Below are 25,888 nucleotides of genomic sequence, written 5' to 3' on the forward strand. Positions count from 1 at the left end.
GTATTCACGATAAAAACGCAAAATCTATTCTACCCTTTTTTTAGCGCTAGAGTGCCACTGCTTATCGCAGGTAAACTGGCAGATATCCGTTATTTAATCTCAACATAGTCATGGCGCGACGATATGGAACTTAAAGCGACATCGCTGGGGAAACACCTGGCTCAGCACCCTTATAACCGCGTGCGGTTGCTGCACGCCGGCGTTGAGGTGAGCGGGGAAAAACATGAATACCTGATCCCCTTCAATCAACTGATTCAGGTCAGGTGCAAGCGGGGCATCGTCTGGGGCGAGCTGGAATTTGAATTGCCGGACGAAAAAGTGGTGCGGCTGCACGGCACCGAATGGCAGGAAACGCAACGTTTTTATCACTATCTGCAGCAGGCGTGGCAGCAGTGGAGCGCCGAAATGAGTGAGGTCAGTGCCGGCGTGTTGCAACAGCAGGTGGCACAGATTCAGCGCATAGAGCAGCAAGATAAATGGTTCAAAAAGTCTGAGCTGGGCAAGCTGCAACAGCAAATCCGTGAGGCTTTCTCCGCGTTGCCGATGCCGGTGACGCGTCTGGAGGAATTCGATAACTGCCGGGCCGATTACCAACTGTGTCTGCAATGGCTGCAGCAGGGGCTACACAGCGTCGAACAACGCAACCGGCAGTGGACCGATCGCATGCTGGAGCAACATCACGACTTCTTCCAGACCGTCGAAAGCTCACCGCTCAATGACTCCCAGAGCCGCGCGGTGGTCAACGGCGAGGATTCCGTTCTGGTATTGGCGGGGGCCGGCAGCGGCAAAACGTCGGTGCTGGTGGCGCGCGCCGGCTGGCTGCTGCGCCGTCAGGAGGCGCAGCCGGGCCAAATCTTGCTGTTGGCTTTCGGCCGCCAGGCCGCTGGCGAGATGAACGACCGCATCAAAGAACGTTTGGGTGATGTCGGCATTCAGGCCAAGACCTTCCATGCCTTGGCGCTGCAAATCATTCAACAAGGCAGCCGCAAGGCCCCGGCCATCAGCCGGTTGGAAACCGATGCCAAAGCGCGCAAAGAGCTGCTGATTACCCATTGGCGCCAACAGTGCGCGGAGAAGAAAGCGCAGGCCAAGGGGTGGCGTCAATGGTTGACCGAAGAGCTGGAATGGGAAGTGCCGGAAGGCGACTTCTGGCAGGATAAGCGCCTGGCGGATCGCCTGGCAAGCCGGTTGGAACGCTGGTTGGGGCTGATGCGCATGCACGGCGGCAGCCAGGCGGAAATGATTGAGCAGGCGGATGAAGACATCCGCGATCTGTTCTCAAAACGTATCCGGCTGATGGCGCCGCTGCTGAAAGCCTGGAAAAGCGCCTTGAAAGAGGAAGGGGCGGTGGACTTCTCCGGCCTTATCCATCAGGCGGTCAACATTCTCGACAAGGGGCGCTTCGTCAGCCCGTGGAAACATATTCTGGTCGACGAGTTTCAGGATATCTCACCGCAGCGTGCGCTGTTGCTGGCGGCATTGCGCCGACAGAACAAGCAGACCTGCCTGTTTGCGGTGGGGGATGACTGGCAGGCGATTTATCGCTTTAGCGGCGCAGAATTGACGTTAACCACGGCCTTCGCCACGAACTTCGGCGAAGGCGCGCAGTGCGCGCTGGATACCACCTATCGCTTCAATGAACGTATCGGCGAGGTGGCCAACCGGTTCGTGCAGCAAAACCCGCACCAGCTGAAAAAACCGCTCAACAGCTTGAGCAAGGGCAATAAAAAGTCGGTGGCGATCCTGCCACACGAGCAGCTGGAGCCCTTGCTGGATAAACTGAGCGGCTACGCCAAGCCGGATGAGCGCATCCTGGTGCTGGCGCGTTACCATCATCTGAAACCGGAAGCGCTGGCGAAGGCGGGCACCCGCTGGCCCAAGCTGGATCTGGAGTTTATGACCATCCACGCCAGCAAAGGGCAGCAGGCGGAATACGTCATCATTGCCGGTTTACATGAGGGGCGTGACGGCTTCCCCGCCGTGGCGCGCGAGTCGGTGTTGGAAGAGGTGCTACTGCCGCAGCCGGAGGATTTCCCGGATGCCGAAGAGCGCCGTCTATTGTATGTCGCGTTGACGCGCGCCAAACATCAGGTATGGCTGTTGCAGGATCGTGAACGCCCTTCGGTGTTCGTCGAACACCTGCAGGATCTTGGCGTACCGGTGCAGAAAAAACCGTAGGCATCAGGCCTGGCGCCAGCCAGGCCGTGAGGATTATTTCAGGCGGTCTTGCAGGTAGCGCTGATAGTCGGGGATGGCGATCTCCACCTCGTTTTTGAACAGCGGAGAGTCGATCAGAAAATCGGCGGTCGAGCGGTTGGTGGCCACCGGAATATTCCATACTGTCGCCAGCCGCAGTAGCGCCTTCACGTCCGGATCGTGCGGCACCGCGTTCAGCGGGTCCCAGAAGAAGATCAGCATGTCTATCTTGCCTTCCGCAATCAGTGCGCCAACCTGCTGATCGCCGCCCATCGGGCCACTCAGCATGCTGGTGACGGGAATGCCGCTGGCGCGCTGGATCAGATTACCGGTGGTGCCGGTGGCGTACAGCTGGTGCTGCGCCAGAATAGTCTTGTGGCTTTCTACCCACTCCAATAGGGCCTGTTTGCGGTGATCGTGCGCCACCAGCGCAATGTGTTTGCGCGCGGCGATAGTGCGGGTAGTCAATTCCATCTCAGTGTCCTTCGCTCATCGGGGGATGTGCGACAGATTACTGAAACTGTTTTTCACTGCCTAGCGTTTGCGCCTGAAAATGCGAAGAAAAGGCGCCTTTACGGGGAAAGACGCCGGAAGGGATCAGCGAATCGGTTGTTTATTGGCCCAGCGTAGAAAACGTTTCTGTGTTTCCTTGTCGGCCTGTTGGAACCAGTATTGCAACATCTGTTCCGACACGTTTTCACCTTTCAACGTTACCGTCGGGGCGTTCAGCGGCGCGCCGGCCAACGCGAGGGCTGAGGGATTGCCTGCGTTCGCCTGAACAAAGGCCGGAACGGAGGCCGGGCGGTTCTGGCGGTTGTAATCGGTCATCACCTTTTCCAAATCGGTATTGAAGGTGACGCTGTCGGGATGCAGCGCATCATGTCGGAACGGCAGGGCGTTGCCGTCTTTATCGACCACCAGATAATTCAACGTTCTGTCAAAGCGTTGCGCATCACGATCGTTCTCGATGCGCGGCAGTTCGATCGCCACTTGGCTAATCTTTTGCGTATTGAAGGTGGCAACCAGCGGCAGGGACGTATAGGCCTGTGTATGCTGGCCGGAACGTACGGTTTTGGTCACTTTAAACAGCAGCTGGTGCTGCCCGCCGTCCAGTTCAAGGCTGTCGGCGCCTTTTAACAACGAACCTGTCATTTTCTTGCCGTCGACCACCAGCAGGTCGATGTCCGGGGAGAGTTTCAGGGTCGTAGCCGCGGCAGGCATACTGATGCTGAGCAACGCCGCAACCACCAGACCAAATTTCATCATTATCTCCTTATAAAGTGACGTAGCTCTAAGTGTTGAACACGGCATAGGTTGTGTCAAAATTTTTCAATCGGGTATTTTGTTTACATTTTTACATATTTTATCGCGTTTAGACACGACCGTGCGCAGCTGAACCGCGACAGCCTCTGACCATAAGATTGCGGTGAAGTTTCCTTCGCATTAGCGTTTAACCGAGCGAATGCCGATCGGTTACACTCGAAATGGAAAGTGACGCAGTGATAAACGGGAGTTGAAGATGCAAGATCAAGAGATTGTTGAGCTGTTGCAGCAGGTGAAAACCATCGCGCTGGTGGGCGCCAGCGATAACCCGTCGCGGCCCAGCTATGGGGTGATGGCGTATCTGTTGGCGCAAGGGTATCAAGTGATCCCGGTCAGCCCAAAACTGGCGGGGCAGACGCTGCTGGGGCAGCCGGTTTATGCCACGCTGGCCGCTATCCCACAGCCGGTGGATATGGTTGATGTGTTTCGCAATTCGGAGGCGGCTTACGGCGTGGCGCAAGAGGCGATAGCGATCGGCGCCAAGGCGCTGTGGCTACAGATCGGCGTGATTAACGATCAGGCGGCGGAGCTGGCGCAACAGGCCGGGCTGCAGGTGGTGATGGATCGCTGCCCGAAAATCGAAATCCCGCGTTTAGGGCTGGAGCGCTAAATAAAAAAAGGGCCTGGCGCGATGCCGGGCCCTCTCGGGGTTTCTCAGGTCTTGGCGCGATCAATTGCGCAAACGTGGCGCCTGTAACTGGTGACGGATGGATTCCGCCAGTTCATCCAGCGATGGTTGCTCGGGGTGCGCTTCCTGGGGCTCGCCATCCAGCTGCGCTTCCGCCAGATAGGTATGCACCGGTTGGCCTTCCTCGTCCTCCATCACCACGTGGTACCAAGGGGCGGAACGCAGTTCGTCGTTCGCCGCTATCTCGTCAGCTTTGGGTTGTTCTAAAGAGTATTCCGGGTCGATATCGATCACGACGCCCAAATACCCCAGCAGTTTATGCCTAACCTGTTGTCCGATACCGAATTTGCTGGCAATCATGATGACCTCCTGAGAAACAATGCCTTGCTCATATATGGGGGCAAGGCAGCGCATTTCAAGTTACATCACCCGACAAGCGAAGCCTTTCAGATACAGCCCCTCAGGATACGTGGCGATCACCGGGTGATCGGCAGCCTGGCGGAACTGTTCTATAAATTGTACATCACGTCCGGCATCTACAGCGGCATCGGCCAAAATTTTCTGGAACAGGTCGGTCGGCATCAGGCCGGAGCAGGAGAAGCTGAGCAGAATGCCGCCTGGATTCAGCAACTGCAGCGCCAGCATGTTGATGTCCTTGTAACCGCGGCAGGCGCTGGCCAGCTGATTCTTGTTCTCGACGAATTTAGGCGGATCCATGATGATCAGATCGAATTTTTCGCCTTGAGCGCGGTAGTTGCGCAGCAGTTGGAACACGTCATCACGAACGAACTCCGCCTTGTTCAGATCGAGCTTGTTGAGCTCGACGTTCTGTTTGGCGATGTCCAGCGCTGCCTGCGAGGTATCCACGCTGATCACCTGTGCGCAGCCGCCCATCAGAGCGGAAACGGCGAAGGCGCCGGTGTAGGAGAAGCAGTTCAGCACCCGGCGGCCGGCAGAGTAGTTCCGCGCCGCCAGGCGACTGTCGCGCTGGTCGAGGTAGAAACCGGTCTTGTGCCCTTGCTGAATGTCCACCAGCAGCTTCATGCCGTGCTCGGTGATAGGCAGCAGTTCCGGCGGCAGATCGCCCAGCACCGGGCCCTGCGCCAGCGGCAGGCCTTCTTTTTTACGCACCGCAACGTCGGAGCGATCGTAAATCGAACATTCCGGGTAGCAATGCTGCAGGGCGGAAAGCAGGGCCGGGCGCTGGTATTCGGCACCGGCGGACAGCAGCTGCAGCACCAGGAAATTCTGGAAGCGATCGATAGTGATGCCCGGCAGGCCGTCGGATTCGCCGGCGATCAGACGGTATCCGTCCAGACCGTCGCGCTGTGCGACCCAATCTCGCCAGCTTTGCGCTTGCTGCAGGCGGCGAATAAAGAAATCGATGTTAATCTCTTCATCCTGCTGGAAAGTCCAGACGCGTGCGCGGATCTGCGACTCGGGCGAATAGGCGCCGCGAGCCAGCCATTTGCCCTGGCTGTCGAGAATATCGATGGTTTCACCGGAGTGGGCTTTGCCCTCAACGCGTTGAACGGCACCGGAGAACACCCAAGGGTGACGGCGGAGTAAGGACTTTTCACGTCCTTTGGCGAGAAACAGGCGTACGGTCATAATTAAAATGCTGCCAGCTAGGATAGAAAGAGTGACACGGCGGTGCAAAGGCACGGCAATGCCATAACGAAAACTTAATTAAGGGGGCGATTATGACACAAGTTTGCATTGCTGCGTATGTGTATGGCGTGGTGCAGGGGGTGGGGTTTCGCTATTCCACTCAGCGGCAGGCCGAGGCGTTGGGGGTGGCCGGCTATGCGCGCAACCTTGATGACGGCAGTGTCCAGGTGGTGGCCTGCGGCACACAGGCGCAGGTGGATAGGCTGGTGGAGTGGTTGAAACAGGGCGGCCCGCGCAGCGCGCGCGTCGAACGCGTGCTGGTGGAGCCACACGGCGTGGCTGACTACGATGGGTTCGGCATTCGCTATTAAACGCTCGCCTGCAGCGGCGCTGCGGGCGGAGCGGTCAGATGCATTTTACCGGTTTGGGCAACCCGGCGATCTTGGTGGCTTGTTTGGCCGGTCCTTTCGGGAACAGGCGATACAGATAGCGGCTGTTGCCTTTTTCTTCGCCGTATTTCTGTGCCATCGCTTTGACCAGCATGCGAATAGCCGGTGAGGTATTAAATTCCTGATAGAAGTCGCGCACGAAGCGCACCACTTCCCAGTGTGCTTCGGTGAGCACGATCTCTTCCTGCGCGGCCAGCAGCGGCGCCAGGCCTTCATGCCAGTCGGCGCTGTTTTTCAGATAGCCCTGCGCGTCAGTGTCAATAACCTGACCTTCAAACTCCAACATACTGCCTCGATAACGGATAATTCGGAACGGCCGCCAGTTTAGCAAATTTTTTCGGCCGCAAAAAACAAAGCCCCGCCGGAGCGGGGCCTGGAAGGCAAGCGTAACGTGCGATCAGTTGCTGCGGGCGAAGCCCAGAATGCTCAACAGGCTGATGAACATGTTGTAGAGCGACACGTACAGACTAACGGTGGCGCGAATGTAGTTGGTTTCGCCGCCGTGAATGATGTTACTGGTTTCCCACAGGATCGCGCCGGCGGAGAACAGGATGAACAGCGCGCTGATAGCCAGGTGCAGGGCAGGGATCTGCAGGAACAGGTTGGCGATCACCGCCACCAGCAGCACCACAAAACCTGCCATCATCATGCCGGACAGGAACGACATGTCTTTACGGGTGGTCAGCACATACGCCGAGCAGCAGAAGAACACCGCTGCGGTGCCGCCCAGTGCCAGCATGATCAGGTCGCCCGCGCCGGCGTTCAGGAACGAGCTGAGGATTGGGCCGAGGGCATATCCCATGAAACCGGTCAGCGCGAACGCCGCCAAGATGCCCGCTGGGCTGTTGGCCAGTTTATGGGTCAGGAACATCAGGCCGTAGAAGCCAACCAGCATCAGCAGCAAGCCCGGCGCCGGCAGCCCCAGCATCGTGCTGGCGGTGGCGGTCAGGGCTGAGAAGGCCAGGGTCAGGGATAACAGGAAATAGGTGTTACGCAGGACTTTATGCGTGCTGAGCAGCGAGTCGCGCGAAGAAGATGAGACGACAATGCGGTCCATAATGCTCTCTCTTATCAAGCCATCACAAAATAATCCCGATAATAGGCAGCGCAAGCGGTTGATTAAAGTTTGTTTACCAATCTTTACCCTTAGTTATCATTACGGCAACAGCGGGGATGTGGACGCGTGTTTGTTCGCCGTTTGCCGCGCCTTCGCTGATTTTTCGCGCGGTTGAACGCGCCCGGGCTTTACAAGCGAATAAGGTCTGTTTATAGTGCGCGTCGTTGCGGAGGGGTGGCCGAGTGGCTGAAGGCAACGGTCTTGAAAACCGTCGACGGGAAACCGTTCCAGAGTTCGAATCTCTGCTCCTCCGCCATACATTCTGACCCCGTGCTCTCTGAGCACGGGGTTTTTTGCTTTTGCGTGCGGAGAAAACGGCAAGCCTTTCCAGGAAACGCGATCGGCTATTGATAAGGGCCACGCATCGGTGAGATTATGCGTTTATCAAGGTCGGCTGCTCGTGTCAGGCGTGACCGGCGCGATAATCAACGCCGCCTTATCTATTTTCGCTTAATGCTCTATGGAGACAGAGATGAACTGGTATCAAGTCGCCTTATGGACCATGATCTTTCTGAAGTCCGGCGCTTTCCTGGTGTTCGTGTGGTGGTGGATGTTCAAGCGTGCGACCAAACCTTATGTGCGCCCGCAAGACGTCGTGGTGGACGATACGCCGTACGACGAGAACCTCACCATGGAAGAGGTGATGAAAAACCATGGCATCGTCCGTACGGATATGTCGGTAAAATAGTCCTCGCTTCTAATCGGTATCTGGGGCGTGTTTGCCACGAGCGCGCCCCATTGTGCTTCTTCGCTGCCTCTCTACTCCCCCCGCAACGCCGGCCTGACGGTCAGATTGCCTAAAATGCGCATGGCGCAGGGGCTGAATAACCACCAACCCGGTTACACGCCGTTCTCGCTGAATATCAACTGCCAGAATATGCGGCAGGAGGGCATTGCCGATCGCGCCGTCGAGATGTTTCTGTCCAGCAATAACCTGCTGGCCTCCGAAGCCAGCGCGCTGACAAATGCCAACGAGGGCGGCGCGCAAGAGGGGGGTTACGCCTGGTCAAACGCGACGCGTCGAGTTCGCCGGTGGTGTTGTCGCCCTCCAATGTCGATCGCGGCAGCGCCACCTAACTGTTTCATGTCATCGTCGGCGGCAGCCTGAACAGTTACTTCATCATCGGCCTGGGCGCTTATTATTACCCTTATCAGCGCGATGGTGTGACGCAGGATGAAATCAACACTTCGGCCACGTTGAACATTATTTATCCATGATGAATGGGGTGGTGCAAAAAAACGGCAGTTACCGCTGCCAGGGTTCGTTATTGATAAGTCATTGCGCTGGCGTGCAGCTTGTTATTACCTACGATCGCGATGATTTTGTAATAACGGGCACCAGCCTTGTCGGTTTTGTCTGCCAACATCTTTTCCGCATCGCTCAGATTCGCGGCACCGCTAACGGTAATCACCTGGCGCGGCGTCAGGGCGTCCGCCTGTTGACTATTGATTTGCGTTGCCGCGACTGTTGCACCTGAAAAGACAAAAGCGCCTAGCAGCATCGTTTTCAACATGACGTTCTTCATGATGTTCTCCTCAAGCACAATACGCTTGTCATTTGCTATGGTTGAATCTTTTTGTTTCGTTATGCTAAAGGATAAGCAGCAAGGTGCCAGCGCGGTAGTGCCTGAAAGCGTAATGCATCGTTTCCAAAATGGGAACAATAAGGGGGGGGCATGCAGGATTTGAACGATCTTCAATTGTTTGCTTTGGTGGTGCGACACGGTGGTTTCGCCGCAGCGGAGCGGGCGAGCGGCGAAGCCAAGTCCAAACTCAGCAAATGCGTGTCTCGCCTGGAGACGAGTTACGGTGCGCGATTAATCGAACGTTCGACGCGCAGTTTCCGTGTTACGGATATTGGCCGCGATGTGTATCGGCAGTGTGAGGCGATTATCGAGCGGTTGGAGGCGACTGAGGCCATCGTCGCCCGTGCTCGGGACGAAGTGAGCGGCTGCCTGCGCATCAGTTCACCGCCCGGTTTGATGCAGTATTATAATTCCCATCTGCTGTTGAATTTTATGACGCGTTACCCGGACGTACGCGTACAACTGTTGATCCATGAGCGCCATGTGGATCTGATCAATGAAAAGATCGATGTGGCGTTTCGCATTACGAGTCATTTCGACCAGGATCAATCATTGATTAAACGCGATCTTGGCGTGCGGCAACGCATTTTGGTCGCCGGCGCACAGCTGGTGGAGAAAGCCGGCGGCTTGCCGCAGTCGTTCGAACAGCTGGCCAGCTTGCCGACGTTATCGATGGGAGAGTGGCTGGATCGCGAACGATGGGAATTCGAGGATAATGCAGGCAATAAACGTTCTTTCGTACATGTACCCCGGCTGTGTTGCGGGGATTACAGCACGTTGCATAGTGCGGCGATTGCCGGGATGGGCGTAGCGTTTTTGCCGATCCATTTGTGTGCCAACGAATTGCGAACGGGTCAACTGCTGCGCCTGCTGCCGCAGTGGCGTGCGCCGAACAGCATTGTTCATCTGGTGTTCACCAGTGGCAAAGGCTTGTTGCCGCCGGTGCGGGCGTTTATCGATCACAGCGTCGCGGTATTCGCCGAAGCCAATCGCCGCCTCTCAACGATGCCGGTTGCCTAGCTGCTTATCACTGCCCATCCGGGTGTTCGAAAATATGCGCGCCGGCTCCTTGCTGGCCCAATATATCGTTTGGGTTGCGCAGCGGGCAGTCGGCGAGGGACAGGCAGCCGCAGCCGATACAGCTGTCGAGATGATCGCGCAGCACCGTCAGCCGCTGTATGCGTTCATCCAGCGTTTTGCGCCAGGAGGAGGATAAAATCCCCCATTGTTCGGCGGTTAGCTTGCTGCCGGTGGGAAAACGCCCCAGCGTGGCGCGGATCTCCTCCAGCGGAATGCCCGCGCTTTGCGCGATTTTGATCACCGCGATATAGCGCAACACCACCGGCGTGTAGCGGCGCTGGTTACCGGCGTTGCGCGTCGCCTGAATCAGCCCTTTACTCTCGTAGAAGTGCAGCGCGGATACCGCCACGCCGCTGCGTTTCGCCACTTCCCCGACGGTCAATAGCCGATTGGCGTCAATCGGTTCATTTCTTGCCATTTTATCTTCCTTAACTTGACCTAAAGTTAACCTGAGGTTTTATAGTTCAGCCTGCCGGGTTTGGCAACCGGCATCTCTCGAGACCTGCCCCCGTCTTATCGGGGAAAAGGATGGCTTTGGCTGTAAAATCAGGAAGAAATCGTTATGCAACGCTTTATCAACACCGCTCTGGACAGTTATTGGCTTTGGCTGCTCGCACGCCTGTGCTTGATGGTGATTTTCATCTCGTCGGGGCTCGCCAAGCTGTTCGACATCGAAGGGAGCCTGGCGGAAATGCGCGCTGCCGGTTTGCATCCGGCCTGGCTGTTCAACCTGGCGTCAGCGGCGGTGCTGCTGACAGGTTCGGTATTGATTCTGCTGAACCGGTGGGTGTGGCTGGGCGCCGGCATGCTGTCGGTATTCCTGATCCTGACTATCGCGATCGTACACACCTTTTGGAATATGTCCGCTCCCAGGATGCAAATTTCCCTCTACTTCGCGCTGGAACACATCTCGGTGATCGGCGGCCTGTGGGTGACGGCCATCGCCAGCCGATTGCGCCAACGTCTGGCAGATGTCTGCGAGGAGTCATGATGAAACGATACCTCATTATTGCCGCGCTGCTGGCGGCACTCGCCGTCGCCGCCGTTGCGATGCGTTCCACCGCGCGACAAAGCGAAGGCGCGCCGGCCTATCCGCCGGTTAAAGTGGCGCTGGCGCCCGCCCTGCGTGAGCAGGCGGCGCGCAGCTATGCCGGCGTGGGCGAGCTGGAGGCGGCCAGCCAGGTGGAAGTGGCGGCAGAGACCAGCGGCCGCATCACACGCATTCTGTTCGAATCCGGCCAAACGGTGCGGCAGGGGCAACTGCTGGTGCAGCTTAACGATGCGGTTGAACAGGCTGAGCTGGTGCGCCTGCAGGCGCAATTGCGCAATGCCGATCTCCTGCTGGCGCGCATGCGCAAGCTGATGAACCTCAACGCTACCGCGCGGCAACAGCTGGACGATGCGCTGGCCGAGCGGGATATGGCGTTCGGTGCGGTGCAGGAAACGCAGGCCAAAATTGCGCAAAAGGCGGTCCGAGCGCCGTTCTCCGGCACCATCGGCATTCGCCGCGTGCATGAAGGGCAATACCTCAACGCCGCCGAGGCGGTGGCGAACCTGGTGGACGCCGATACGCTGCGCGTCAATTTCTCGCTGGACGAACAAAGCAGCGCCGGGCTGGCGTTGGGGCAGGCGGTGTCGGTGCAGGTTGGGGCGTATCCCGATCGCGCTTTCCCCGCCGCCATTACCGCTATCGACCCGATGATCGGCAAATCCCGCACCGTGCAGGTACAGGCGACGTTGAGCAACCGTGAGGGATTGCTGAAGGCGGGCATGTACGCGGGCATTCGCGTCACGCAGCGGCAACGCGTGGCGGTGCTGACGGTGCCGGAAACGGCGCTGACCTATACGGCGTACGGCGATACCGTGTTTCTGGCGCAGCAGGGTGAAAAGGGCATGACGGTCAAGCGCGCCTCGGTCACCGTGGGTGAGCGCAACGACGGGCGCGTCGAGATAGTCAGCGGCCTGCAGGAAGGCGATCGGGTGGTGACTTCGGGCCAGCTCAAGCTGAGCGACGGCATGGCGGCCGAGCCGGTGGCGCAGGATACCCTGAACGCCGCCCCGGCCGGTTCCTGAGGAGAGACCGATGACATTTACCGATCTGTTCGTGCGCCGGCCGGTGCTGGCGCTGGTGGTCAGCACCCTGATCCTGCTGTTCGGCGCGCTGGCGCTCAGCAAACTGCCGATCCGCCAATACCCGCTGCTGGAAAACTCTACCATTACCATCAGCACCGACTATCCCGGCGCGTCGTCCGAGCTGATGCAGGGCTTTGTCACGCAGCCAATCGCCCAGGCGGTGTCGTCCGTCGAGGGCGTTGACTACCTTTCTTCCTCGTCGGTTCAGGGGCGCAGCGTGGTGACGGTGCGTATGGCGCTGAACCGCGACTCCACCCAGGCGCTGACCGAAGTGATGGCCAAGGTCAACCAGGTGCGCTACAAGCTGCCGGAGCAGGCTTACGATCCGGTGATTGAGCGGTCCGCCGGTGAAGCTACTGCCGTGGCCTATGTCGGTTTCTCCAGTAAAACGCTGTCCACACCGGCGCTGAGCGAATACCTGACGCGGGTGGTGGAGCCGATGTTCACCACCATCGACGGCGTCGCCAAGGTGGAAGTGTTTGGCGGGCAAAAAATGGCGATGCGCCTGTGGCTGGACAGCGATCGGCTGGCCGGCCGCGGCCTGACTGCCGCCGACGTGGCCGACGCGGTGCGGCGCAACAACTACCAGGCGGCGCCGGGCAAGGTAAAAGGGCAGTACGTGGTTGCCAACGTGCGGGTGAATACCGATCTCACCAGCGTGGAAGAGTTCCGCAATCTGGTGGTGCGCAACGACGGCAACGGCCTGGTGCGCTTGAAAGACGTTGGCACCGTGGAGCTAGGCGCCGCGGCCACCGAAACCAGTGCCCTGATGGATGGCGAACCAGCGGTGTTCCTCGGCGTCTTCCCTACGCCGACCGGCAACCCGCTGGTGATCGTCGACGGCATTCGTCACCTGATGCCGGCGATCGACAAGATGCAGCCGCCGGGCGTGAAGATGGCGCTGGCGTTCGAGACCGCGCGCTTTATTCAGGCCTCGATCGATGAAGTGGTGCATACCCTGCTCGAAGCGCTGGCGATCGTGGTTGCGGTGATCTATCTGTGTCTGGGGTCGCTGCGCACCGTGTTGATCCCGGTGGTGACCATTCCGCTGTCGATCCTTGGCGCTGCAGGGCTGATGCTGGCCTTCGGCTTCAGCGTCAATTTGCTGACGCTGCTGGCGATGGTTCTGGCGATCGGTTTGGTGGTGGACGACGCCATTGTGGTGGTGGAGAACGTACATCGCCATATCGAAGAGGGGAAAACGCCGCTGGCGGCGGCGATGATCGGCGCACGCGAGGTGGCGGGACCGGTGATCGCCATGACGCTGACGCTGGCGGCGGTCTATGCGCCGATCGGCCTGATGGGCGGGCTGACCGGCGCGCTGTTTCGCGAGTTCGCGCTGACGCTGGCCGGGGCGGTGGTGGTGTCCGGCGTGGTGGCGCTGACGCTGTCGCCGGTGATGAGCTCGCTCCTGCTGCCGGCCAAACAGAGCGAAGGGCGCGTGGCGCACGCCGCCGAGTGGTTCTTCGGCGGCCTGACGCGGCGTTATGCGCGCGCGCTGGACTTCTCGCTGCACCACCGTTGGTTGACTGGGACGCTGGCGCTGTTGGTGATGATCAGCCTGCCGCTGTTGTACCTGATGCCGCAGCGCGAGCTGGCGCCGACCGAGGATCAGGCCATCGTACTGACCGCCATCAAGGCGCCGCAGCACGCCAACCTGAACTATGTCGAACGCTTCGCCTACAAGCTGGATGAGGTCTACAACCGCATGCCGGAAACCGAAAGCCGCTGGATCATCAACGGCAGCGACGGCACGGCGTCCGGCATTGGCGGCATCAACCTGACGCTGTGGCAGGCGCGCCAGCGTTCGGCGTCGGCGGTGCAGGCCGATCTGCAACGGGCGGTGAACGACGTCGAAGGCACCAGCATTTTCGCCTTCCAACTGCCCGCGTTGCCGGGTTCCACCGGAGGGCTACCGGTGCAGATGGTGCTGCGTACGCCGCAGGACTACCCGCAGCTGTACCGCACCCTGGAAGAGGTGAAGCAGAACGCCAGAAACAGCGGCCTGTTTATGGTGGTGGACAGCGATCTGGACTACAACAACCCGCTGGCGGAGGTGCATATCGACCGCGCCAAGGCCAACAGTCTGGGGATCCGCATGAGCGACATCGGCGAATCGCTGGCGGTGCTGGTGGGGGAGAACTACCTCAATCGCTTCGGCATGGACGGGCGCGCCTATGACGTCATCCCGCAAAGTCTGCGCGAACAGCGGCTGACGCCGCAGGCGCTGGCGCGGCAGTACGTCCGCACCCAGGACAATACGCTGGTGCCGCTCTCCACCGTAGTATCGGTGGCCGTTAAGGTCGAACCGAACAAGCTGACTCAGTTTAACCAGCAGAACGCCGCCACCCTGCAGGCCATTCCCGCCCCCGGCGTTTCGATGGGCGAAGCGGTGGCCTTCCTCGAACGGCAGGCGAATGCGTTGCCGGCCGACTTTAGCCATGACTGGCAGGGGGATTCGCGCCAATATACCCAGGAAGGCAGCGCGCTGGCGTTCGCGTTCCTGGCGGCGTTGGTGATCATTTACCTGGTACTGGCGGCGCAGTACGAGAGCCTGAAAGATCCGCTGATCATCCTCATCACCGTGCCGCTGTCGATCTGCGGCGCCTTGCTGCCGCTGGCGTTGGGTTACGCCACGATGAATATCTATACCCAGGTCGGGCTGGTGACCCTGATCGGGCTGATTAGCAAGCACGGTATTTTGATGGTGGAGTTCGCCAACGAACTGCAGATGCATCAGGGGCTGACGCGGCGCGACGCGATTTTGCAGGCGGCGCAAATTCGCCTGCGGCCGGTGCTGATGACCACCGGGGCGATGGTGTTCGGTTTGATCCCGCTGCTGTTCGCCAGCGGCGCCGGTGCCGCCAGCCGCTTCGGGCTGGGGCTGGTGATCGTCTCCGGCATGCTGGTGGGCACGCTGTTTACCCTGTTCGTGCTGCCGACGGTGTACACGCTGTTGGCGCGCGATCATGCGGTGGCGTCGCCCCGGCAGCGTGAGTTGGCCGCCGCGCAAAAGGCGCTGACGGAATAAACCGCCGGCGCCCGTATGAAAAATAAACCCGCCTCGGCGGGTTTTTTCGTCAGTTTTTGCAGCCCATCAACTCCGGCAGGACGCCGGGCTTGCTCTTCAGCGAAGCCTGCACGTCGTCCGGCAGACCGGCCCAGATGATCAGGCCGGTGCGTTTCTCGATCTCGTCCACCGTCACGCGGAATTGACAGAAATCGGCGCCCTTCGGCGTGTTCTGATCGAACAGGAAGGCGGCATAGTGGTTCACCGCCGGGCTGTTGTTGATGAAAATCACCTTCCAGTAGGCGCTGGGGATGGTATGCGCTTTCTGGGTGCCCGGCAGTTTGCCCATATCGCGTTCATACAGCGGCCCGGTCACGGTATAGACCGAGGAGATATCGGCGCGATCGATCAGCTTGCGTTCCTGATCTTCCAGCCGCGCCCAGGCGCCCTGGTTAAGATCGGACTTTTGCGGCGTGATGTTGGACAGGTAGTTCAGCGATTCCCAGTCGGAAACGCCCGCCAGCGAAGCCAGCGGCGCCTGATGACCGCGATCGACCTTCAGCGCCGCATTGGCGCCGGTGTAATCGGCGGGCGCTAACGTGTCCGCCGGGTTGAGCGCCGGATCGGTTTTCCAGTTGCGCGTCTTGCCGCTAGCCGGTGTGTCTTTGGTGATGTGATAGGCCACCCAGTTGGCGAACTTGGTGGTGCTGTTGTTGTTCAACGTATAAGCATGACGCACGATAGACACGTTGCTGCTGCCACCGGTCGGGCAGCCGACCGCGCAGTTGTCGATGGATTCGAGCGTGTCGGCCGACGCCTGAGCGGCGAACAGCAGGGCGGCCAGGGCCAACATCTTGTTGTTAAAGCGCATATTCATATCCTCAATAAGTTAAAAAGCACTGTATATATTTACAGTAAAATAAACTTATCGCAGTGAAACGAATACAACAATGCAACATATTCATGTTGTGAATGTGTCAGTCATGGTACAGCCAAGCCGCACGTGAAATGCGGCAGAAATGAAAACGGCGTCCAACAGACGCCGTTTCAAAGGGGGGAGGATTACTCCAGCAGGTCGTTGACCGTGCGGCGAACGTAATGCGTCATCTGCGCCAGATCGTCCGGTGATACCGGGCCGCCGCCGGCGCGCACCACCTGCTGTTCGATCTGCGCGATTTCCTGCTCGACCTTGTTGGCGATCTGTACTTTGACTATCTTGTCCACCGAAGACAGCAGCACCTTCAAGACGACTTTTAGCGCGATGTTTTCGCAGAACGAGTCGTAGTGATGAACCGGCGGCGGCGGGGCCGGAGCCGGCTCGGGCGCGCGCGGAGCCAGAGCCTTGAAGCTGTCTACATTTTCAATAATAAGATCCATGTCTCTTATTAGTTCATCAAAATCTTTAGACACTGACTTATTCCCTTCGCTGTGCGCAAAAAACAGAACGCCCGTCCTCGGGCTGAAAGCGGATGAGCGACGGGCAGAACGAATTCGGGCCTGGCCTTCAGACGCTGAATGGCCGGGGGAGGGGCATTCTAACCTTGCGGCGGGTTGGCAACAAGATGGGGCCGTGCGAATGCGCGGCCCTTTGAATCACGGGGGCTGGAGGGTGCTTAACTTTTCAGCTTGGCGGTGATTTTTGCCACGTGTTCGCCCTGGTAGCGGGCAATGGTCAGCTCTTCGTTACTCGGCTGCCGCGAGCCGTCGGCGCCGGCGATGGTGGTGGCGCCATATGGGGTGCCGCCGCGCACCTGCGAAACGTCAAACAGTTCCTGCGTGGCATAGCCGATCGGCACGATAATGAAACCGTGGTGCGCCAGCGTAGTCCAGGTCGAGCTGATGGTATGTTCCTGTCCGCCGCCGGTGCCGGTGGAGGAGAAGACGCTGCCAACCTTGCCGTACAACGCGCCGGAAGCCCACAGGCCGCCGGTCTGATCGAGGAAGGTGCGCATCTGCCCGGCCATATTGCCGAAGCGGGTCGGTGTGCCGAAGATAATGCCGTCATAGTCCGCCAGTTCCTGCGGGCTGGCGACCGGCGCCTGCTGATGTTGTTTGCCTCCGGCTTTGGCGAAGGCTTCCGGCGTCATGGTTTCCGGCACGCGTTTAATCGTCACGTCCACGCCGTTAACCCGATTCGCGCCTTCGGCCACCGCCTGCGCCAGGTGTTCGATATGGCCGTACATTGAGTAATAAAGCACCAACACTTTCGTCATGTTCCGTACTCCCGCTCAGATGATTCACAAAAACCCTTGATAAGCATAGAAGCGAATGACGAACTTGGCGTCGCGGCGTTACCTGATGCCGGCGATCGCCAGCAAGGTGCCAAAGGCGATCAGCAACCCGCCAAAGGTACGGTCGATGCCGCGGCGCAAGCGCAAAAAGCGCGCATTGACGCCAGGCGCGGAAAACAGCAGCGCAACGGCAGCGAACCAGAACACATGGACGGCGGCAATAAAGAGGCCATAGCCGATTTGTACACTGAGCGGGGTGTGTGGAGAGACGACCTGCATGAATAGGCTGACGATGAAAATGGTGGTTTTCGGGTTTAACGCGTTGGTGAAAAAGCCGGTTTTCAGCGCGCCGAAATCGCTGATGGCGGCCGACGCGGTGCTGGGCGTGGCATCCTGATGCGCCGCGTTGCGCAGCAGCGTAAAGCCGAGATAGATCAGATAAGCGGCGCCGATGCCTTTGAGCAGGTTAAACAACCAGGGCGATTGTTGAATCAACACGCCGACGCCAATCAGCGTATAGCTGACATGAACCAGTACGCCGGCGCCGATGCCACAGGCGGTCAATATGCCGGCGCGGCGTGAGAGCAGCAGACTGTTGCGCGAGACCATGGCGAAGTCCGGCCCTGGGCTTATCACGGCGAGTAAAGTAATGGTGACGACAGCGATGAGTTCAGTCATAGTTATCCTTGCGATGTTTAACAATAGAGTGACTGATTTATAAGAGTAATTTTTCTCGGTGACAAACGATGAATAGTGACAATATCGGTGAGAAAAACTCACGCAAAACCGGCAGGCCGTTGCCGTTGGGCGGACTGCGCTGCTTCGAGGCCGCCGCGCGGCTGGAAAGTTTTACGCAGGCGGCGCAGGGGCTGAATTTGACGCATGGCGCCGTCAGCCGGGCGGTGCGGGCGCTGGAAGAGGAACTGGGCGTGGCGTTGTTTGAGCGCCGCCATCGGCGGGTACTGCTCACGGCGGCGGGGCGCAAGCTGTTTCAGGCGACGCAGCAGGCCTTCGGCATTCTGGATCATACCGCGCTGGAACTGCGTCAGCAGGCGCTCGACGCGCCGCTGGTCTTGTCCTGTGAACCGACCTTATTGATGCGTTGGCTGATCCCACGTCTGCCGGCTTTTCAGCAGGCGCACCCGGACATCAACTTACAACTGGTGGCCGGTGGCGGGCCGTTTTCGTTCCATGACGGCATTACGGCGGCGATCAGGCGCAATGACTTCGATTGGGGAAAGCAGGTGCATAGCCTGGCGCTGTTCAGTGAAAAGGTTGGGCCGGTGTGCCAACCCGGGGCATTGGCAAGGATGACGACCGCTGAGGGCAGCCTGCTGAGTTTGCGGCCCGGCGCGAAGCTGCTGCATGCCGCCACCCGGCCGGATGCCTGGTGGCATTGGGCGCAGCAACAGGGGATGGCCTTGGTGGGGCATCCAGAGCAGCGCTTTGATCATTTCTATTTCAGCCTGCAGGCGGCGGTCGCCGGTCTTGGCATCGCGATGGGCCCGTGGCTGCAAGTGCGAGACGATCTGGCCGCCGGCTTGTTGAGCGCACCCTTTGGCTTTACGCCTGACGGCAGCGGTTATTACCTGCTGTCGCCGCAGGCGATCGTACCGGGCAGCGCGCTGGCCCGGCTGGCCGAGTGGTTGAGGCTCACGGCAGACGCCTGAGTTTTTGCGCCAGCCGCTGTTCCTGCCAGCGGCTGAAGACGTTACGAAGCAGTAGAGTGCGCACCGCCCGCATGACCAGCGCGAGGCTCATGCCGCCGATCGCCCACAGCGACCAGAGATATTGCGGGTGGGTAAACCAGTTGATGACGAACAACATCACGCCAATCACGGCGAAACGCAGCGCCATGCTCAGCAGTTTGCCTTCTGCCGCGACCTGGCGACGAAGGCGCTGTTCGTCAGGCGTCTCTTCCTTCATTGCCTGTTGCGGCTGCGCATTGAGATCGCTGACCTGCACGCCCAGCGCGGCAGCGATCGCGGTCAAGGTTTCCAGGCTGGCCTGTTCACCGTTTTCAATCCGCTGGACGGTGCGGGTGCTGAGGCCGGCGATCGTCGCCAGCTGCTCCTGCGACCAGCCTTTTTCCAGACGTAATGGCCTGATGCGGTACTTTTGCATGGTGCACTCCTGAGTTCGCTGTCACTGTCATTCAGTGTAGGGCGAGCGGGATGGCGGCGCCACGACAGCGGCACGACAGCGACACGACATCCGCCGCCGGTGCGGGTCGGCGGGCGGTCAGAAGGCGACGTTGCGGATAAAACGCAGGGGCAGGTCGCCGTGGTTGGCGTAAGCGTAGCGTTGATCGCTGTTGAAGGTTTGCGCGGCGCCGGCGCTGAGCGTCAGCGTATCTTGTTCCAGCTCCAGCGTCAGGGTACCGGCAATCACGTAGATCATTTCGCTCCAGCCTTCGGCGTCCGGCGCAGAGTCATAGCGCTCGCCCGGCATCAGCGTCCATTCCCACAGCTCAGCCCGCTGCCGCGCCGGCACGCTGGCGGCGAACAGCGCCTGGCTGCCCGGCTGCGCGCCTTGCCAGGCCAATTCCCCGACCATATGGCTGCCGCGCGCCTCCGGCGCCTGGATCAGATCGGTGAAGGAAATCGCCAGGGCGGCGGCGATCTTGTCGAGCACCGCCAGGCTGACGTTGCGATCGCCGGCCTCGATGCCCGCCAGCATGCGGCGGCTGACGCCGGAAAGCTCGGCCAGCGCCATCTGGCTCAGGCCCGCCTGTTGGCGGTAGCCGCGCAGATTGCTGCTCAGGTACTGCAGCACCTTGGGGGGATCGGTTTTTGCGTTATGCGCCGTATTGCTCATCGCCGGACTTTATCTCATACTGGCAGGATCTGTGCATTATATTGCACTCAGCAGGAAGGGCAAGCCGGTGTCAGCAGCAAAAAAATCCTTTATTTCCGCCGTGGTTCCGCAAATCAGGCTGCCGGAAGCGGTGTTGATTTTCATCACCATGATCTGGGGCGGCACCTTTTTGGCGGTGCATCACGCGATGCAGGTCAGCGGGCCGTTCTTTTTCGTCGGCCTGCGTTTCGCCACCGCCACGCTGGCGCTGACCCTGTTTTCGCTGCGCGTCCTGCGCGGCCTGACCCTGTATGAACTGAAGGCGGGCGGGCTGATCGGGTTGGCGATTATGTTTGGTTACAGCATGCAAACCGTCGGTCTGCAGACGATTACCAGCAGCCAATCGGCGTTTATCACCGCCATGTACGTGCCGATCGTGCCACTGTTGCAGTGGCTGGTGCTGGGGCGGTTCCCCGGCATCATGTCGTGGATCGGTATTCTGTTGGCCTTTACCGGCCTGATGCTGCTGGCGGCGCCGAGCAGCACCGACATGACGCTGAGCCTCGGCGAAATGCTGACGCTGGCCGGTACCCTGGGGATGGCGGCAGAGATCATTCTGATCGGCGCCTTCGCCGGTAAGGTGAATATCCGCCGGGTGACCATCGTGCAGCTGGCGACCGCCTCGCTGACCTCATTTTTAATGATGGCGCCGACCGGCGAGTCGCCGCCGCCGTACTCGGATTACCTGCTGTACAGCGCCATTGGGCTGGGGCTGGCCAGCGCTTTGATTCAGCTGACCATGAACTGGGCGCAGCGCAGCGTTTCGCCGACGCGGGCCACGGTGATTTACGCCGGCGAACCGGTCTGGGCGGGCATTGTCGGGCGGCTCGCCGGTGAACGTTTACCGGGCGTGGCGTTGTTGGGGGGCGCGTTGATCGTGATTGGGGTGGTAGTCAGCGAGCTGCGCATACGGCGCAAGGGGAAAGCAGCGGTGGCGACGGAAGCGGATTAGCGCAGAGGCGTAGAAAGAAAGGGGCGGAGAGATCCGCCCCTTTTTGCATCACGCGGTTTTCTTCTTGCGCAGGAACACGTAAGACAGGCCGAGCACGATGAACCACAGCGGGGTGACGATCAGTGCCTGGCGGGTGTCTTCGCGCAGCGACAGCAGCACCAGCACGAACACGAAGAACGCCATGCATACCCAGCACATCAGCTTGCCGGCAGGCATCTTGTAGATCGATTTCTGGTGCAGCGCCGGGCGCTGTTTGCGGTAAACCAGATACGAGCACAGGATGATGGTCCAGACGAACATGAACAGAATCGCCGATACGGTGGTCACCAGGGTGAAGACCGTCATCACGTTCGGGATCAGGTAAATCAGCACCACGCCGCCCAGCAGGCAGATGCAGGAGAAGGTGAGGCCGTTGGCCGGCACCGCGCGCTTGGACAGGTTGGCGAACGATTTCGGCGCGTCGCCTTCCTGCGCCAGCCCGAACAGCATGCGGCTGGTGGAGAACACCCCACTGTTGGCGGAGGAGGCGGCGGAGGTTAGCACCACGAAGTTGATCACGCTGGCCGCGGCCGGCAGGCCAATCAGCACGAACAGTTCAACGAACGGGCTCTTGTCCGGCACCACGGAGTTCCACGGCGTCACCGACATGATGACGATCAGGGCGAACACGTAGAACATGATGATGCGGATCGGAATCGAGTTGATGGCGCGCGGCAATGACTTCTCCGGATCCTTGGTTTCCGCGGCGGTAGTGCCCACCAGCTCAATGCCGACGAAGGCGAATACTGCGATCTGGAAGCCGGCGAAGAAACCGCTGATGCCTTTCGGGAACATGCCGCCGTCATTCCACAGATGGGTGAATGAGGCCACGGTGCCGGTCGGCGATTGGAACTGCATGGCGATCATCACCAGCCCGGCGACGATCAGCCCGACGATGGCGACGATTTTGATCATCGCAAACCAAAACTCCATTTCGCCGAACATTTTCACCGTCGCCAGATTAAGGCCGAGCAGCAACAGCACGCACAGCAGTGAAGCAATCCACTGTGACAGTCCGGGGAACCAGAACTGGGCGTAGGCGGTGATCGCCACAACGTCGGCGATGCCAGTGACCACCCAGCAGAACCAGTAGGTCCAGCCGGTGAAGAAACCCGCCCACGGGCCGAGCAGATCCGCGGCGAAATCGCTGAACGATTTGTATTCCAGGTTAGACAGCAGCAGCTCACCCATGGCGCGCATCACGAAGAACAGCATAAAGCCGATGATCATGTACACGAAGATGATCGAAGGGCCGGCCAGGCTGATGGTTTTACCGGAGCCCATAAACAGACCGGTGCCGATGGCGCCGCCGATGGCGATCAGTTGAATATGTCGGTTAGTAAGGTTTCGCCGTAGATGATCTTCTGAAGCGGGCGTCGCGTCAGTCGCTATTTTAGAGTGATCTACCATCTGATGATGTCCTGTTTTACCTGTCATTAGTGAAGTCGTGAGCTCTGAAGTGGCTCTTTTTTATACATTTATCCGGTTGGTCCGGCTTTAGTAAGGTAGTGCAATAACGCCACCTTTGTGCAACATGTTTACAACATTTATACGTGGGATAAAAGTCGATCAATCTTTACACGGAGGAGGCAAATCGGACGTTCAGGGAGCGGAAGATTACTCTTCAAAAGGTGGGATTAACAGACCTTATGCGGCTTATCTCGTTGATTAAACAAAGAGTTGTAAAAATCGCATGAGAAAAAGTAATGAGTGGAAGCGTTTGACAGCGGCACTGGCGAGGAGGACAATTTATCGCGTTGGGTCGTTAGCTCAGTCGGTAGAGCAGTTGACTCTTAATCAATTGGTCACAGGTTCGAACCCTGTACGACCCACCAACCAAATCAGCGTGTTACGCACAGACTTTTCTCTGTTTTTTCCCTCATGGCGCCGTTTTAAGCGCGCATTCTGCAAAAAAATTCGCATTTTTCGACTGATGTTCAGAAAGGTGATCTGGCGCAAACTGCGATGTTGCACCGTACTTTATACGGCAAGGGAGGCTGTGCGCTGGCGCAACGTCGGCGCAGGGATGGGGCATTTGCCCAAGAATCTTTCAGGTCAAGAAGCGGGGAATAAATGCGCGGCCGACATCAAGAGGAGTGCCCAAACGGCGGCTGAGAGCGCGGCGGTGGCATAGACGTGCCTCGCCGGCAGTTGCAGCATGCCGGCCATCAGCGGCACGGTGTAGCGCATCACCGCCAGGAAACGCGAGGCGAACAGCAGCGGTAGCCCGCGCTTTTGCAAGGAACGTTGCGCTTTGTGCAGCGGAGTGTGAAAGCGTGCCGGCAGCCGGCGGCCAAGATCGTGGCGGCACAGCAGCGCGCCGCCGTGGAACGACAAGATCGATCCCAACGTGGCGCCGAGGGCGATGGCCGCCCAAACGGCACCGAGGGGCAGCGTGTGTTTGCCTGCAAGGATGCCTACCAGCAGCGTCACCGAGGCGGGCGGCAAGGCGGAAGACACCACGATCACGGATTTTCCCAGCGCGAACAGGAAAATCAGCAGCAGCAACATCTCCGGTTCCGGGCTGTATTTAGCGATAATGTGCGTCAATTCATCCATTTCATACCTGCGGGGGAGAGGGCTGAGTGCCAGTGTCCCACCCGCAGGTTCAATAATGGCTAAATAACGCGCCGCTATCCGGCAATCTCTGCGTCTTGCTTGCTCACGTCGGCGCGCCGGTTTCTGAGCGCCCACAACAGCGTGGCGCACAGCAGTGAAAAGGCGGCCAGCACCAGCGGCCCGGCATGCGGGCTGTGAAAACGCTGTTCCGCCTCCGTGCGGATCAGCGGGGCTAAGAAGCTGAATGCGGCGCCGAGCGTGGTGCAAAAACCGATGCCGGCCGCCAGCGCCGGGCCGGTGAGCACCTGCGCGGGAAACGTCCAGAAAATCGGCTGTACCGCCAGGAAACTGACTGCGCAGCAGCTCAGGGCGACGATAGCGAGCAGAGGGCCGGCATAGGAAGAAACGACCAACCCCAGCGCTGCCGCGACCATGCACCCCACGGCGATCGGTAATCTTCTGGCGGTTTTTCTGTCGGCATAGCGCGGCAGGAAATAGACGCCCAGCGCGGAGAACGCCCAGGGAATGGCGGCCACCAGCGAGGCCTTGAAACCGAGATGGGTGCCCATCAGCGAGGCGACCTGCGACGGCAGGAAAAACATCAGGCCGTACACGCCGATTTGCAGGGTGCCGTAGATCAACGCCAGATGCCAAACGGTGCCGCTTCTCATTGCCGCTTTGACGCTGCTGGTTTCGGTCTGCTGCTGTTCGTCAGCCAACTGTGTGACCAATGCCGTGCGTTCTTCCTCGGTCAAAAAGCGAGCCTGCCGAGGGTTATCGTCGAGATAGAAAAAGGCGAAGACGCCGAGGGCGACGGCCGGCAGCCCTTCCAGCACGAACATCCAGAACCAGCCGGGTTTACCCAACACGCCGTGCATCTCCAGCAATGCCCCCGACAGCGGTGAGCCGAGCGTCAGGGCCGCCGGCACGCCGAGCACGAAAATGCCAATGACCGAGGCGCGCACCTTATTGGGAAAATAGATCGACGCCAGCAACAGGATGCCAGGGTAAAAGCCGGCTTCGGCGATCCCCAGCAGAAACCGCAGGATGATAAATTGCTGTTCGTTGGTCACCAGCCCGGTACAGGCCGACAGCGCCCCCCACAGTGCGGTGGTGGCGCTAAGCCAGCGTTTGGCGCCCCAGCGGTTCATCAGCAGATTGGCCGGGATGCCGAACAGCGCATAGGCGGCAAAAAATATCCCGGCGCCCAATGCGAAGGCGGATTGCGACAGCGCGATGTCGATAGCCATCGCGTCCTTGGCAAAGCCGACGTTAACCCTGTCGATAAACGCGATGAAGTACATGGCGAACATCAAGGGCACCAGTCTGCGCCAGGTTTTGCGGATGGCGGCGTTGAGCGCTGGAACGGCATAGGTGGCGTGATTCACTGGCGATAACCTCTCTTCTGAGAATGACAAGCGTCGGTCATAAGGACCGTCCTGGCGCCGTTGCCCTCAACACGACGGTCACAGCGGATTTTCTTCGTGAGATATAAAGGTCTAAAGGACTAATGGTCAGGCCTTTAAGGACGAAAAAAATGCCGCGTATCGGGTCGGCAGGTTGATGCAGACATCACCATAGTGAATGGTGTGTTGCTTTTTTGTTAATCAAACGTTCACACAGGGCTATGGCGCGTTCAAGCGTTTTGATCGAGATCTGTGTGCGTTATCACCGAATTGGCAACCCGGTGATAGACCTGGAGTAGGGCGCTTTCATCTCGGGAGTGAGGACGATAAGGTGAAGCACGGCAAAACAGAATGCAGGAGCGCAACATGCTGAAGGTCATCGCTGAAGATTTTATCCATCCGGAACACATTGACACCGTTATGCCATGGTATCGCGAGCTGGTGGCGAAAACCCGTCAAGAGCCGCTGTGCATCAGTTATGAACTGTGCATCGACCAGCAGGATCCCGGGCACTTTATTTTTATCGAAAGCTGGCCGGACCGCGCCGCCCTGGACGTGCATTGTCAGACCGAGCATTTCACCCGGCTGGTGCCGCAGATCAATCAGTATCAGCGCAAGCCTTGCACCTTCCTGTTTATGCAGGCGTTTCCTGAAACAGGCGATAAATAGGCGAAAAAATCCCCGCAGGGGGCGGGGTCAATGGCTTCTCACT

General features: G+C 59.2%; 29 protein-coding genes and 2 tRNA genes. 14 read left to right on the forward strand and 17 right to left on the reverse strand.

From position 1 onward, the window contains the following. The first annotated feature begins 123 nt into the window (after nucleotides 1–123). Nucleotides 124–2,178, forward strand: a complete 2,055-nt coding sequence (helD, locus tag QMZ29_RS23845; protein WP_261423674.1) for a DNA helicase IV — start codon at nucleotides 124–126, stop codon at nucleotides 2,176–2,178. 33 nt (nucleotides 2,179–2,211) lie between these two features. Here the strand turns inward: helD and QMZ29_RS23850 are convergent, their stop codons facing one another. Next, nucleotides 2,212–2,670, reverse strand: a complete 459-nt coding sequence (locus QMZ29_RS23850) for a methylglyoxal synthase (RefSeq protein ID WP_016928284.1) — start codon at nucleotides 2,668–2,670, stop codon at nucleotides 2,212–2,214. A 123-nt stretch (nucleotides 2,671–2,793) separates the two neighbouring features. Then, nucleotides 2,794–3,459, reverse strand: a complete 666-nt coding sequence (locus QMZ29_RS23855; protein ID WP_025302315.1) for a DUF2057 family protein — start codon at nucleotides 3,457–3,459, stop codon at nucleotides 2,794–2,796. 256 nt (nucleotides 3,460–3,715) lie between these two features. On the opposite strand from QMZ29_RS23855, the gene QMZ29_RS23860 reads away from it, so the two are divergent. Beyond that, nucleotides 3,716–4,129 carry a CoA-binding protein gene (locus tag QMZ29_RS23860; RefSeq protein WP_025302316.1) on the forward strand — a complete coding sequence of 138 codons (414 nt, stop codon included), beginning with the start codon at nucleotides 3,716–3,718 and terminating at the stop codon, nucleotides 4,127–4,129. Nucleotides 4,130–4,189: 60 nt separating this feature from the next. Here the strand turns inward: QMZ29_RS23860 and hspQ are convergent, their stop codons facing one another. Both hspQ and rlmI read right to left on the reverse strand, forming a co-directional pair. Then, nucleotides 4,190–4,507, reverse strand: coding sequence for a heat shock protein HspQ (gene hspQ / locus QMZ29_RS23865; RefSeq protein WP_004928104.1), 318 nt, complete (start codon nucleotides 4,505–4,507; stop codon nucleotides 4,190–4,192). Between the two features lie 60 nt (nucleotides 4,508–4,567). Next, nucleotides 4,568–5,758 (reverse strand): 23S rRNA (cytosine(1962)-C(5))-methyltransferase RlmI, encoded by a 1,191-nt coding sequence (gene rlmI / locus QMZ29_RS23870; RefSeq protein WP_025302317.1) that lies wholly within the window; start codon nucleotides 5,756–5,758, stop codon nucleotides 4,568–4,570. A gap of 92 nt (nucleotides 5,759–5,850) precedes the next feature. Here rlmI and yccX point away from each other — a divergent pair, with 92 nt between their 5' ends. Then, nucleotides 5,851–6,129: an acylphosphatase gene (yccX, locus tag QMZ29_RS23875; protein ID WP_025302318.1), complete on the forward strand. Its 279-nt coding sequence runs from the start codon at nucleotides 5,851–5,853 to the stop codon at nucleotides 6,127–6,129. Between the two features lie 34 nt (nucleotides 6,130–6,163). Here the strand turns inward: yccX and tusE are convergent, their stop codons facing one another. Then, entirely contained in the window at nucleotides 6,164–6,493 is a 330-nt protein-coding gene (gene tusE, locus QMZ29_RS23880; protein ID WP_004928095.1) for a sulfurtransferase TusE, read from the reverse strand. A 111-nt stretch (nucleotides 6,494–6,604) separates the two neighbouring features. Next, entirely contained in the window at nucleotides 6,605–7,264 is a 660-nt protein-coding gene (gene yccA, locus QMZ29_RS23885) for an FtsH protease modulator YccA (RefSeq protein ID WP_004928091.1), read from the reverse strand. 228 nt (nucleotides 7,265–7,492) lie between these two features. Here yccA and QMZ29_RS23890 point away from each other — a divergent pair. The 3 genes from QMZ29_RS23890 to QMZ29_RS23900 all read left to right on the forward strand — a co-directional run bounded on the left by QMZ29_RS23890 (nucleotide 7,493) and on the right by QMZ29_RS23900 (nucleotide 8,432). Further along, nucleotides 7,493–7,580, forward strand: a tRNA-Ser gene (locus QMZ29_RS23890). Nucleotides 7,581–7,796: 216 nt separating this feature from the next. After that, the gene (locus tag QMZ29_RS23895; RefSeq protein ID WP_016928277.1) at nucleotides 7,797–8,012 is read left to right on the forward strand and encodes a hypothetical protein; all 216 of its coding nucleotides are present in this window, start codon (nucleotides 7,797–7,799) and stop codon (nucleotides 8,010–8,012) included. A gap of 27 nt (nucleotides 8,013–8,039) precedes the next feature. Then, complete coding sequence (locus QMZ29_RS23900; protein WP_261423673.1) at nucleotides 8,040–8,432, forward strand: hypothetical protein; 393 nt, start codon at nucleotides 8,040–8,042, stop codon at nucleotides 8,430–8,432. A 157-nt stretch (nucleotides 8,433–8,589) separates the two neighbouring features. On the opposite strand, the gene QMZ29_RS23905 is transcribed toward QMZ29_RS23900, so the two are convergent. Then, nucleotides 8,590–8,850 (reverse strand): YdgH/BhsA/McbA family protein, encoded by a 261-nt coding sequence (locus QMZ29_RS23905; RefSeq protein WP_173889796.1) that lies wholly within the window; start codon nucleotides 8,848–8,850, stop codon nucleotides 8,590–8,592. 150 nt (nucleotides 8,851–9,000) lie between these two features. On the opposite strand from QMZ29_RS23905, the gene QMZ29_RS23910 reads away from it, so the two are divergent. Next, nucleotides 9,001–9,930 (forward strand): LysR substrate-binding domain-containing protein, encoded by a 930-nt coding sequence (locus tag QMZ29_RS23910; RefSeq protein WP_060432837.1) that lies wholly within the window; start codon nucleotides 9,001–9,003, stop codon nucleotides 9,928–9,930. A gap of 7 nt (nucleotides 9,931–9,937) precedes the next feature. Here the strand turns inward: QMZ29_RS23910 and soxR are convergent, their stop codons facing one another. Beyond that, nucleotides 9,938–10,408: a redox-sensitive transcriptional activator SoxR gene (gene soxR, locus QMZ29_RS23915; protein ID WP_060432838.1), complete on the reverse strand. Its 471-nt coding sequence runs from the start codon at nucleotides 10,406–10,408 to the stop codon at nucleotides 9,938–9,940. A 144-nt stretch (nucleotides 10,409–10,552) separates the two neighbouring features. On the opposite strand from soxR, the gene QMZ29_RS23920 reads away from it, so the two are divergent. The 3 genes from QMZ29_RS23920 to QMZ29_RS23930 are packed head-to-tail and all read left to right on the forward strand — an operon-like array spanning nucleotide 10,553 to nucleotide 15,154. Further along, nucleotides 10,553–10,981: a DoxX family protein gene (locus tag QMZ29_RS23920; protein ID WP_060432839.1), complete on the forward strand. Its 429-nt coding sequence runs from the start codon at nucleotides 10,553–10,555 to the stop codon at nucleotides 10,979–10,981. Further along, complete coding sequence (locus QMZ29_RS23925) at nucleotides 10,978–12,063, forward strand: efflux RND transporter periplasmic adaptor subunit (RefSeq protein ID WP_025302327.1); 1,086 nt, start codon at nucleotides 10,978–10,980, stop codon at nucleotides 12,061–12,063. Before QMZ29_RS23920 ends, QMZ29_RS23925 begins: the two co-directional genes overlap by 4 nt. A 10-nt stretch (nucleotides 12,064–12,073) precedes the next feature. After that, nucleotides 12,074–15,154, forward strand: a complete 3,081-nt coding sequence (locus QMZ29_RS23930) for a MexW/MexI family multidrug efflux RND transporter permease subunit (protein WP_049208068.1) — start codon at nucleotides 12,074–12,076, stop codon at nucleotides 15,152–15,154. Nucleotides 15,155–15,203: 49 nt separating this feature from the next. On the opposite strand, the gene QMZ29_RS23935 is transcribed toward QMZ29_RS23930, so the two are convergent. From QMZ29_RS23935 to QMZ29_RS23950, 4 genes are all read right to left on the reverse strand, one after another. After that, nucleotides 15,204–16,004, reverse strand: a complete 801-nt coding sequence (locus QMZ29_RS23935; RefSeq protein ID WP_015377376.1) for a DNA/RNA non-specific endonuclease — start codon at nucleotides 16,002–16,004, stop codon at nucleotides 15,204–15,206. 191 nt (nucleotides 16,005–16,195) lie between these two features. After that, complete coding sequence (locus tag QMZ29_RS23940; protein ID WP_016928271.1) at nucleotides 16,196–16,510, reverse strand: hypothetical protein; 315 nt, start codon at nucleotides 16,508–16,510, stop codon at nucleotides 16,196–16,198. A gap of 236 nt (nucleotides 16,511–16,746) precedes the next feature. Then, nucleotides 16,747–17,346 carry an NAD(P)H:quinone oxidoreductase gene (gene wrbA / locus QMZ29_RS23945; protein WP_141969672.1) on the reverse strand — a complete coding sequence of 200 codons (600 nt, stop codon included), beginning with the start codon at nucleotides 17,344–17,346 and terminating at the stop codon, nucleotides 16,747–16,749. 78 nt (nucleotides 17,347–17,424) lie between these two features. Further along, on the reverse strand, nucleotides 17,425–18,042 hold the full coding sequence (locus tag QMZ29_RS23950; RefSeq protein ID WP_261423672.1) for a LysE family translocator: 618 nt from the start codon (nucleotides 18,040–18,042) through the stop codon (nucleotides 17,425–17,427). Nucleotides 18,043–18,110: 68 nt separating this feature from the next. On the opposite strand from QMZ29_RS23950, the gene QMZ29_RS23955 reads away from it, so the two are divergent. Then, complete coding sequence (locus QMZ29_RS23955; RefSeq protein ID WP_261423671.1) at nucleotides 18,111–19,034, forward strand: LysR family transcriptional regulator; 924 nt, start codon at nucleotides 18,111–18,113, stop codon at nucleotides 19,032–19,034. Here the strand turns inward: QMZ29_RS23955 and QMZ29_RS23960 are convergent. Beyond that, nucleotides 19,018–19,488, reverse strand: coding sequence for a helix-turn-helix domain-containing protein (locus QMZ29_RS23960; protein WP_261423670.1), 471 nt, complete (start codon nucleotides 19,486–19,488; stop codon nucleotides 19,018–19,020). The two genes, QMZ29_RS23955 and QMZ29_RS23960, sit on opposite strands and share 17 nt — an antisense overlap. Nucleotides 19,489–19,605: 117 nt before the next feature. Then, entirely contained in the window at nucleotides 19,606–20,181 is a 576-nt protein-coding gene (locus tag QMZ29_RS23965; RefSeq protein ID WP_141969664.1) for a helix-turn-helix domain-containing protein, read from the reverse strand. Between the two features lie 67 nt (nucleotides 20,182–20,248). Between QMZ29_RS23965 and QMZ29_RS23970 the strand changes: the two genes are divergently transcribed. Then, nucleotides 20,249–21,172: a DMT family transporter gene (locus QMZ29_RS23970; RefSeq protein ID WP_147823344.1), complete on the forward strand. Its 924-nt coding sequence runs from the start codon at nucleotides 20,249–20,251 to the stop codon at nucleotides 21,170–21,172. A gap of 48 nt (nucleotides 21,173–21,220) precedes the next feature. On the opposite strand, the gene cycA is transcribed toward QMZ29_RS23970, so the two are convergent. After that, entirely contained in the window at nucleotides 21,221–22,621 is a 1,401-nt protein-coding gene (gene cycA, locus QMZ29_RS23975) for a D-serine/D-alanine/glycine transporter (RefSeq protein ID WP_043141829.1), read from the reverse strand. Nucleotides 22,622–22,970: 349 nt separating this feature from the next. Between cycA and QMZ29_RS23980 the strand changes: the two genes are divergently transcribed. Continuing rightward, nucleotides 22,971–23,046 (forward strand) — tRNA-Lys (locus QMZ29_RS23980). A gap of 220 nt (nucleotides 23,047–23,266) precedes the next feature. On the opposite strand, the gene QMZ29_RS23985 is transcribed toward QMZ29_RS23980, so the two are convergent. Further along, nucleotides 23,267–23,770 carry a DedA family protein gene (locus QMZ29_RS23985; protein ID WP_025302336.1) on the reverse strand — a complete coding sequence of 168 codons (504 nt, stop codon included), beginning with the start codon at nucleotides 23,768–23,770 and terminating at the stop codon, nucleotides 23,267–23,269. Nucleotides 23,771–23,844: 74 nt separating this feature from the next. Beyond that, entirely contained in the window at nucleotides 23,845–25,158 is a 1,314-nt protein-coding gene (locus QMZ29_RS23990) for an MFS transporter (RefSeq protein ID WP_025302337.1), read from the reverse strand. Between the two features lie 384 nt (nucleotides 25,159–25,542). Between QMZ29_RS23990 and QMZ29_RS23995 the strand changes: the two genes are divergently transcribed. Then, a complete protein-coding gene (locus QMZ29_RS23995) occupies nucleotides 25,543–25,845 on the forward strand; it encodes a putative quinol monooxygenase (protein ID WP_147823345.1) in 303 nt (100 codons plus the stop codon). Nucleotides 25,846–25,888: the final 43 nt, after the last annotated feature.

Source organism: Serratia sp. PF-27, assembly GCF_030053255.1.
Lineage (GTDB): Bacteria > Pseudomonadota > Gammaproteobacteria > Enterobacterales > Enterobacteriaceae > Serratia > Serratia bockelmannii.

What these genes read in the sequence shown, in the direction of transcription:
- helD (WP_261423674.1), top strand. Translation starts at nt 124, where the DNA reads ATGGAACTTAAAGCGACATCGCTGGGGAAACACCTGGCTCAGCACCCT.
- QMZ29_RS23850 (WP_016928284.1), bottom strand. Translation starts at nt 2,670, where the DNA reads ATGGAATTGACTACCCGCACTATCGCCGCGCGCAAACACATTGCGCTG.
- QMZ29_RS23855 (WP_025302315.1), bottom strand. Translation starts at nt 3,459, where the DNA reads ATGAAATTTGGTCTGGTGGTTGCGGCGTTGCTCAGCATCAGTATGCCT.
- QMZ29_RS23860 (WP_025302316.1), top strand. Translation starts at nt 3,716, where the DNA reads ATGCAAGATCAAGAGATTGTTGAGCTGTTGCAGCAGGTGAAAACCATC.
- hspQ (WP_004928104.1), bottom strand. Translation starts at nt 4,507, where the DNA reads ATGATTGCCAGCAAATTCGGTATCGGACAACAGGTTAGGCATAAACTG.
- rlmI (WP_025302317.1), bottom strand. Translation starts at nt 5,758, where the DNA reads ATGACCGTACGCCTGTTTCTCGCCAAAGGACGTGAAAAGTCCTTACTC.
- yccX (WP_025302318.1), top strand. Translation starts at nt 5,851, where the DNA reads ATGACACAAGTTTGCATTGCTGCGTATGTGTATGGCGTGGTGCAGGGG.
- tusE (WP_004928095.1), bottom strand. Translation starts at nt 6,493, where the DNA reads ATGTTGGAGTTTGAAGGTCAGGTTATTGACACTGACGCGCAGGGCTAT.
- yccA (WP_004928091.1), bottom strand. Translation starts at nt 7,264, where the DNA reads ATGGACCGCATTGTCGTCTCATCTTCTTCGCGCGACTCGCTGCTCAGC.
- QMZ29_RS23895 (WP_016928277.1), top strand. Translation starts at nt 7,797, where the DNA reads ATGAACTGGTATCAAGTCGCCTTATGGACCATGATCTTTCTGAAGTCC.
- QMZ29_RS23905 (WP_173889796.1), bottom strand. Translation starts at nt 8,850, where the DNA reads ATGAAGAACGTCATGTTGAAAACGATGCTGCTAGGCGCTTTTGTCTTT.
- QMZ29_RS23910 (WP_060432837.1), top strand. Translation starts at nt 9,001, where the DNA reads ATGCAGGATTTGAACGATCTTCAATTGTTTGCTTTGGTGGTGCGACAC.
- soxR (WP_060432838.1), bottom strand. Translation starts at nt 10,408, where the DNA reads ATGGCAAGAAATGAACCGATTGACGCCAATCGGCTATTGACCGTCGGG.
- QMZ29_RS23920 (WP_060432839.1), top strand. Translation starts at nt 10,553, where the DNA reads ATGCAACGCTTTATCAACACCGCTCTGGACAGTTATTGGCTTTGGCTG.
- QMZ29_RS23925 (WP_025302327.1), top strand. Translation starts at nt 10,978, where the DNA reads ATGATGAAACGATACCTCATTATTGCCGCGCTGCTGGCGGCACTCGCC.
- QMZ29_RS23930 (WP_049208068.1), top strand. Translation starts at nt 12,074, where the DNA reads ATGACATTTACCGATCTGTTCGTGCGCCGGCCGGTGCTGGCGCTGGTG.
- QMZ29_RS23935 (WP_015377376.1), bottom strand. Translation starts at nt 16,004, where the DNA reads ATGCGCTTTAACAACAAGATGTTGGCCCTGGCCGCCCTGCTGTTCGCC.
- QMZ29_RS23940 (WP_016928271.1), bottom strand. Translation starts at nt 16,510, where the DNA reads ATGGATCTTATTATTGAAAATGTAGACAGCTTCAAGGCTCTGGCTCCG.
- wrbA (WP_141969672.1), bottom strand. Translation starts at nt 17,346, where the DNA reads ATGACGAAAGTGTTGGTGCTTTATTACTCAATGTACGGCCATATCGAA.
- QMZ29_RS23950 (WP_261423672.1), bottom strand. Translation starts at nt 18,042, where the DNA reads ATGACTGAACTCATCGCTGTCGTCACCATTACTTTACTCGCCGTGATA.
- QMZ29_RS23955 (WP_261423671.1), top strand. Translation starts at nt 18,111, where the DNA reads ATGAATAGTGACAATATCGGTGAGAAAAACTCACGCAAAACCGGCAGG.
- QMZ29_RS23960 (WP_261423670.1), bottom strand. Translation starts at nt 19,488, where the DNA reads ATGCAAAAGTACCGCATCAGGCCATTACGTCTGGAAAAAGGCTGGTCG.
- QMZ29_RS23965 (WP_141969664.1), bottom strand. Translation starts at nt 20,181, where the DNA reads ATGAGCAATACGGCGCATAACGCAAAAACCGATCCCCCCAAGGTGCTG.
- cycA (WP_043141829.1), bottom strand. Translation starts at nt 22,621, where the DNA reads ATGGTAGATCACTCTAAAATAGCGACTGACGCGACGCCCGCTTCAGAA.
- QMZ29_RS23985 (WP_025302336.1), bottom strand. Translation starts at nt 23,770, where the DNA reads ATGGATGAATTGACGCACATTATCGCTAAATACAGCCCGGAACCGGAG.
- QMZ29_RS23995 (WP_147823345.1), top strand. Translation starts at nt 25,543, where the DNA reads ATGCTGAAGGTCATCGCTGAAGATTTTATCCATCCGGAACACATTGAC.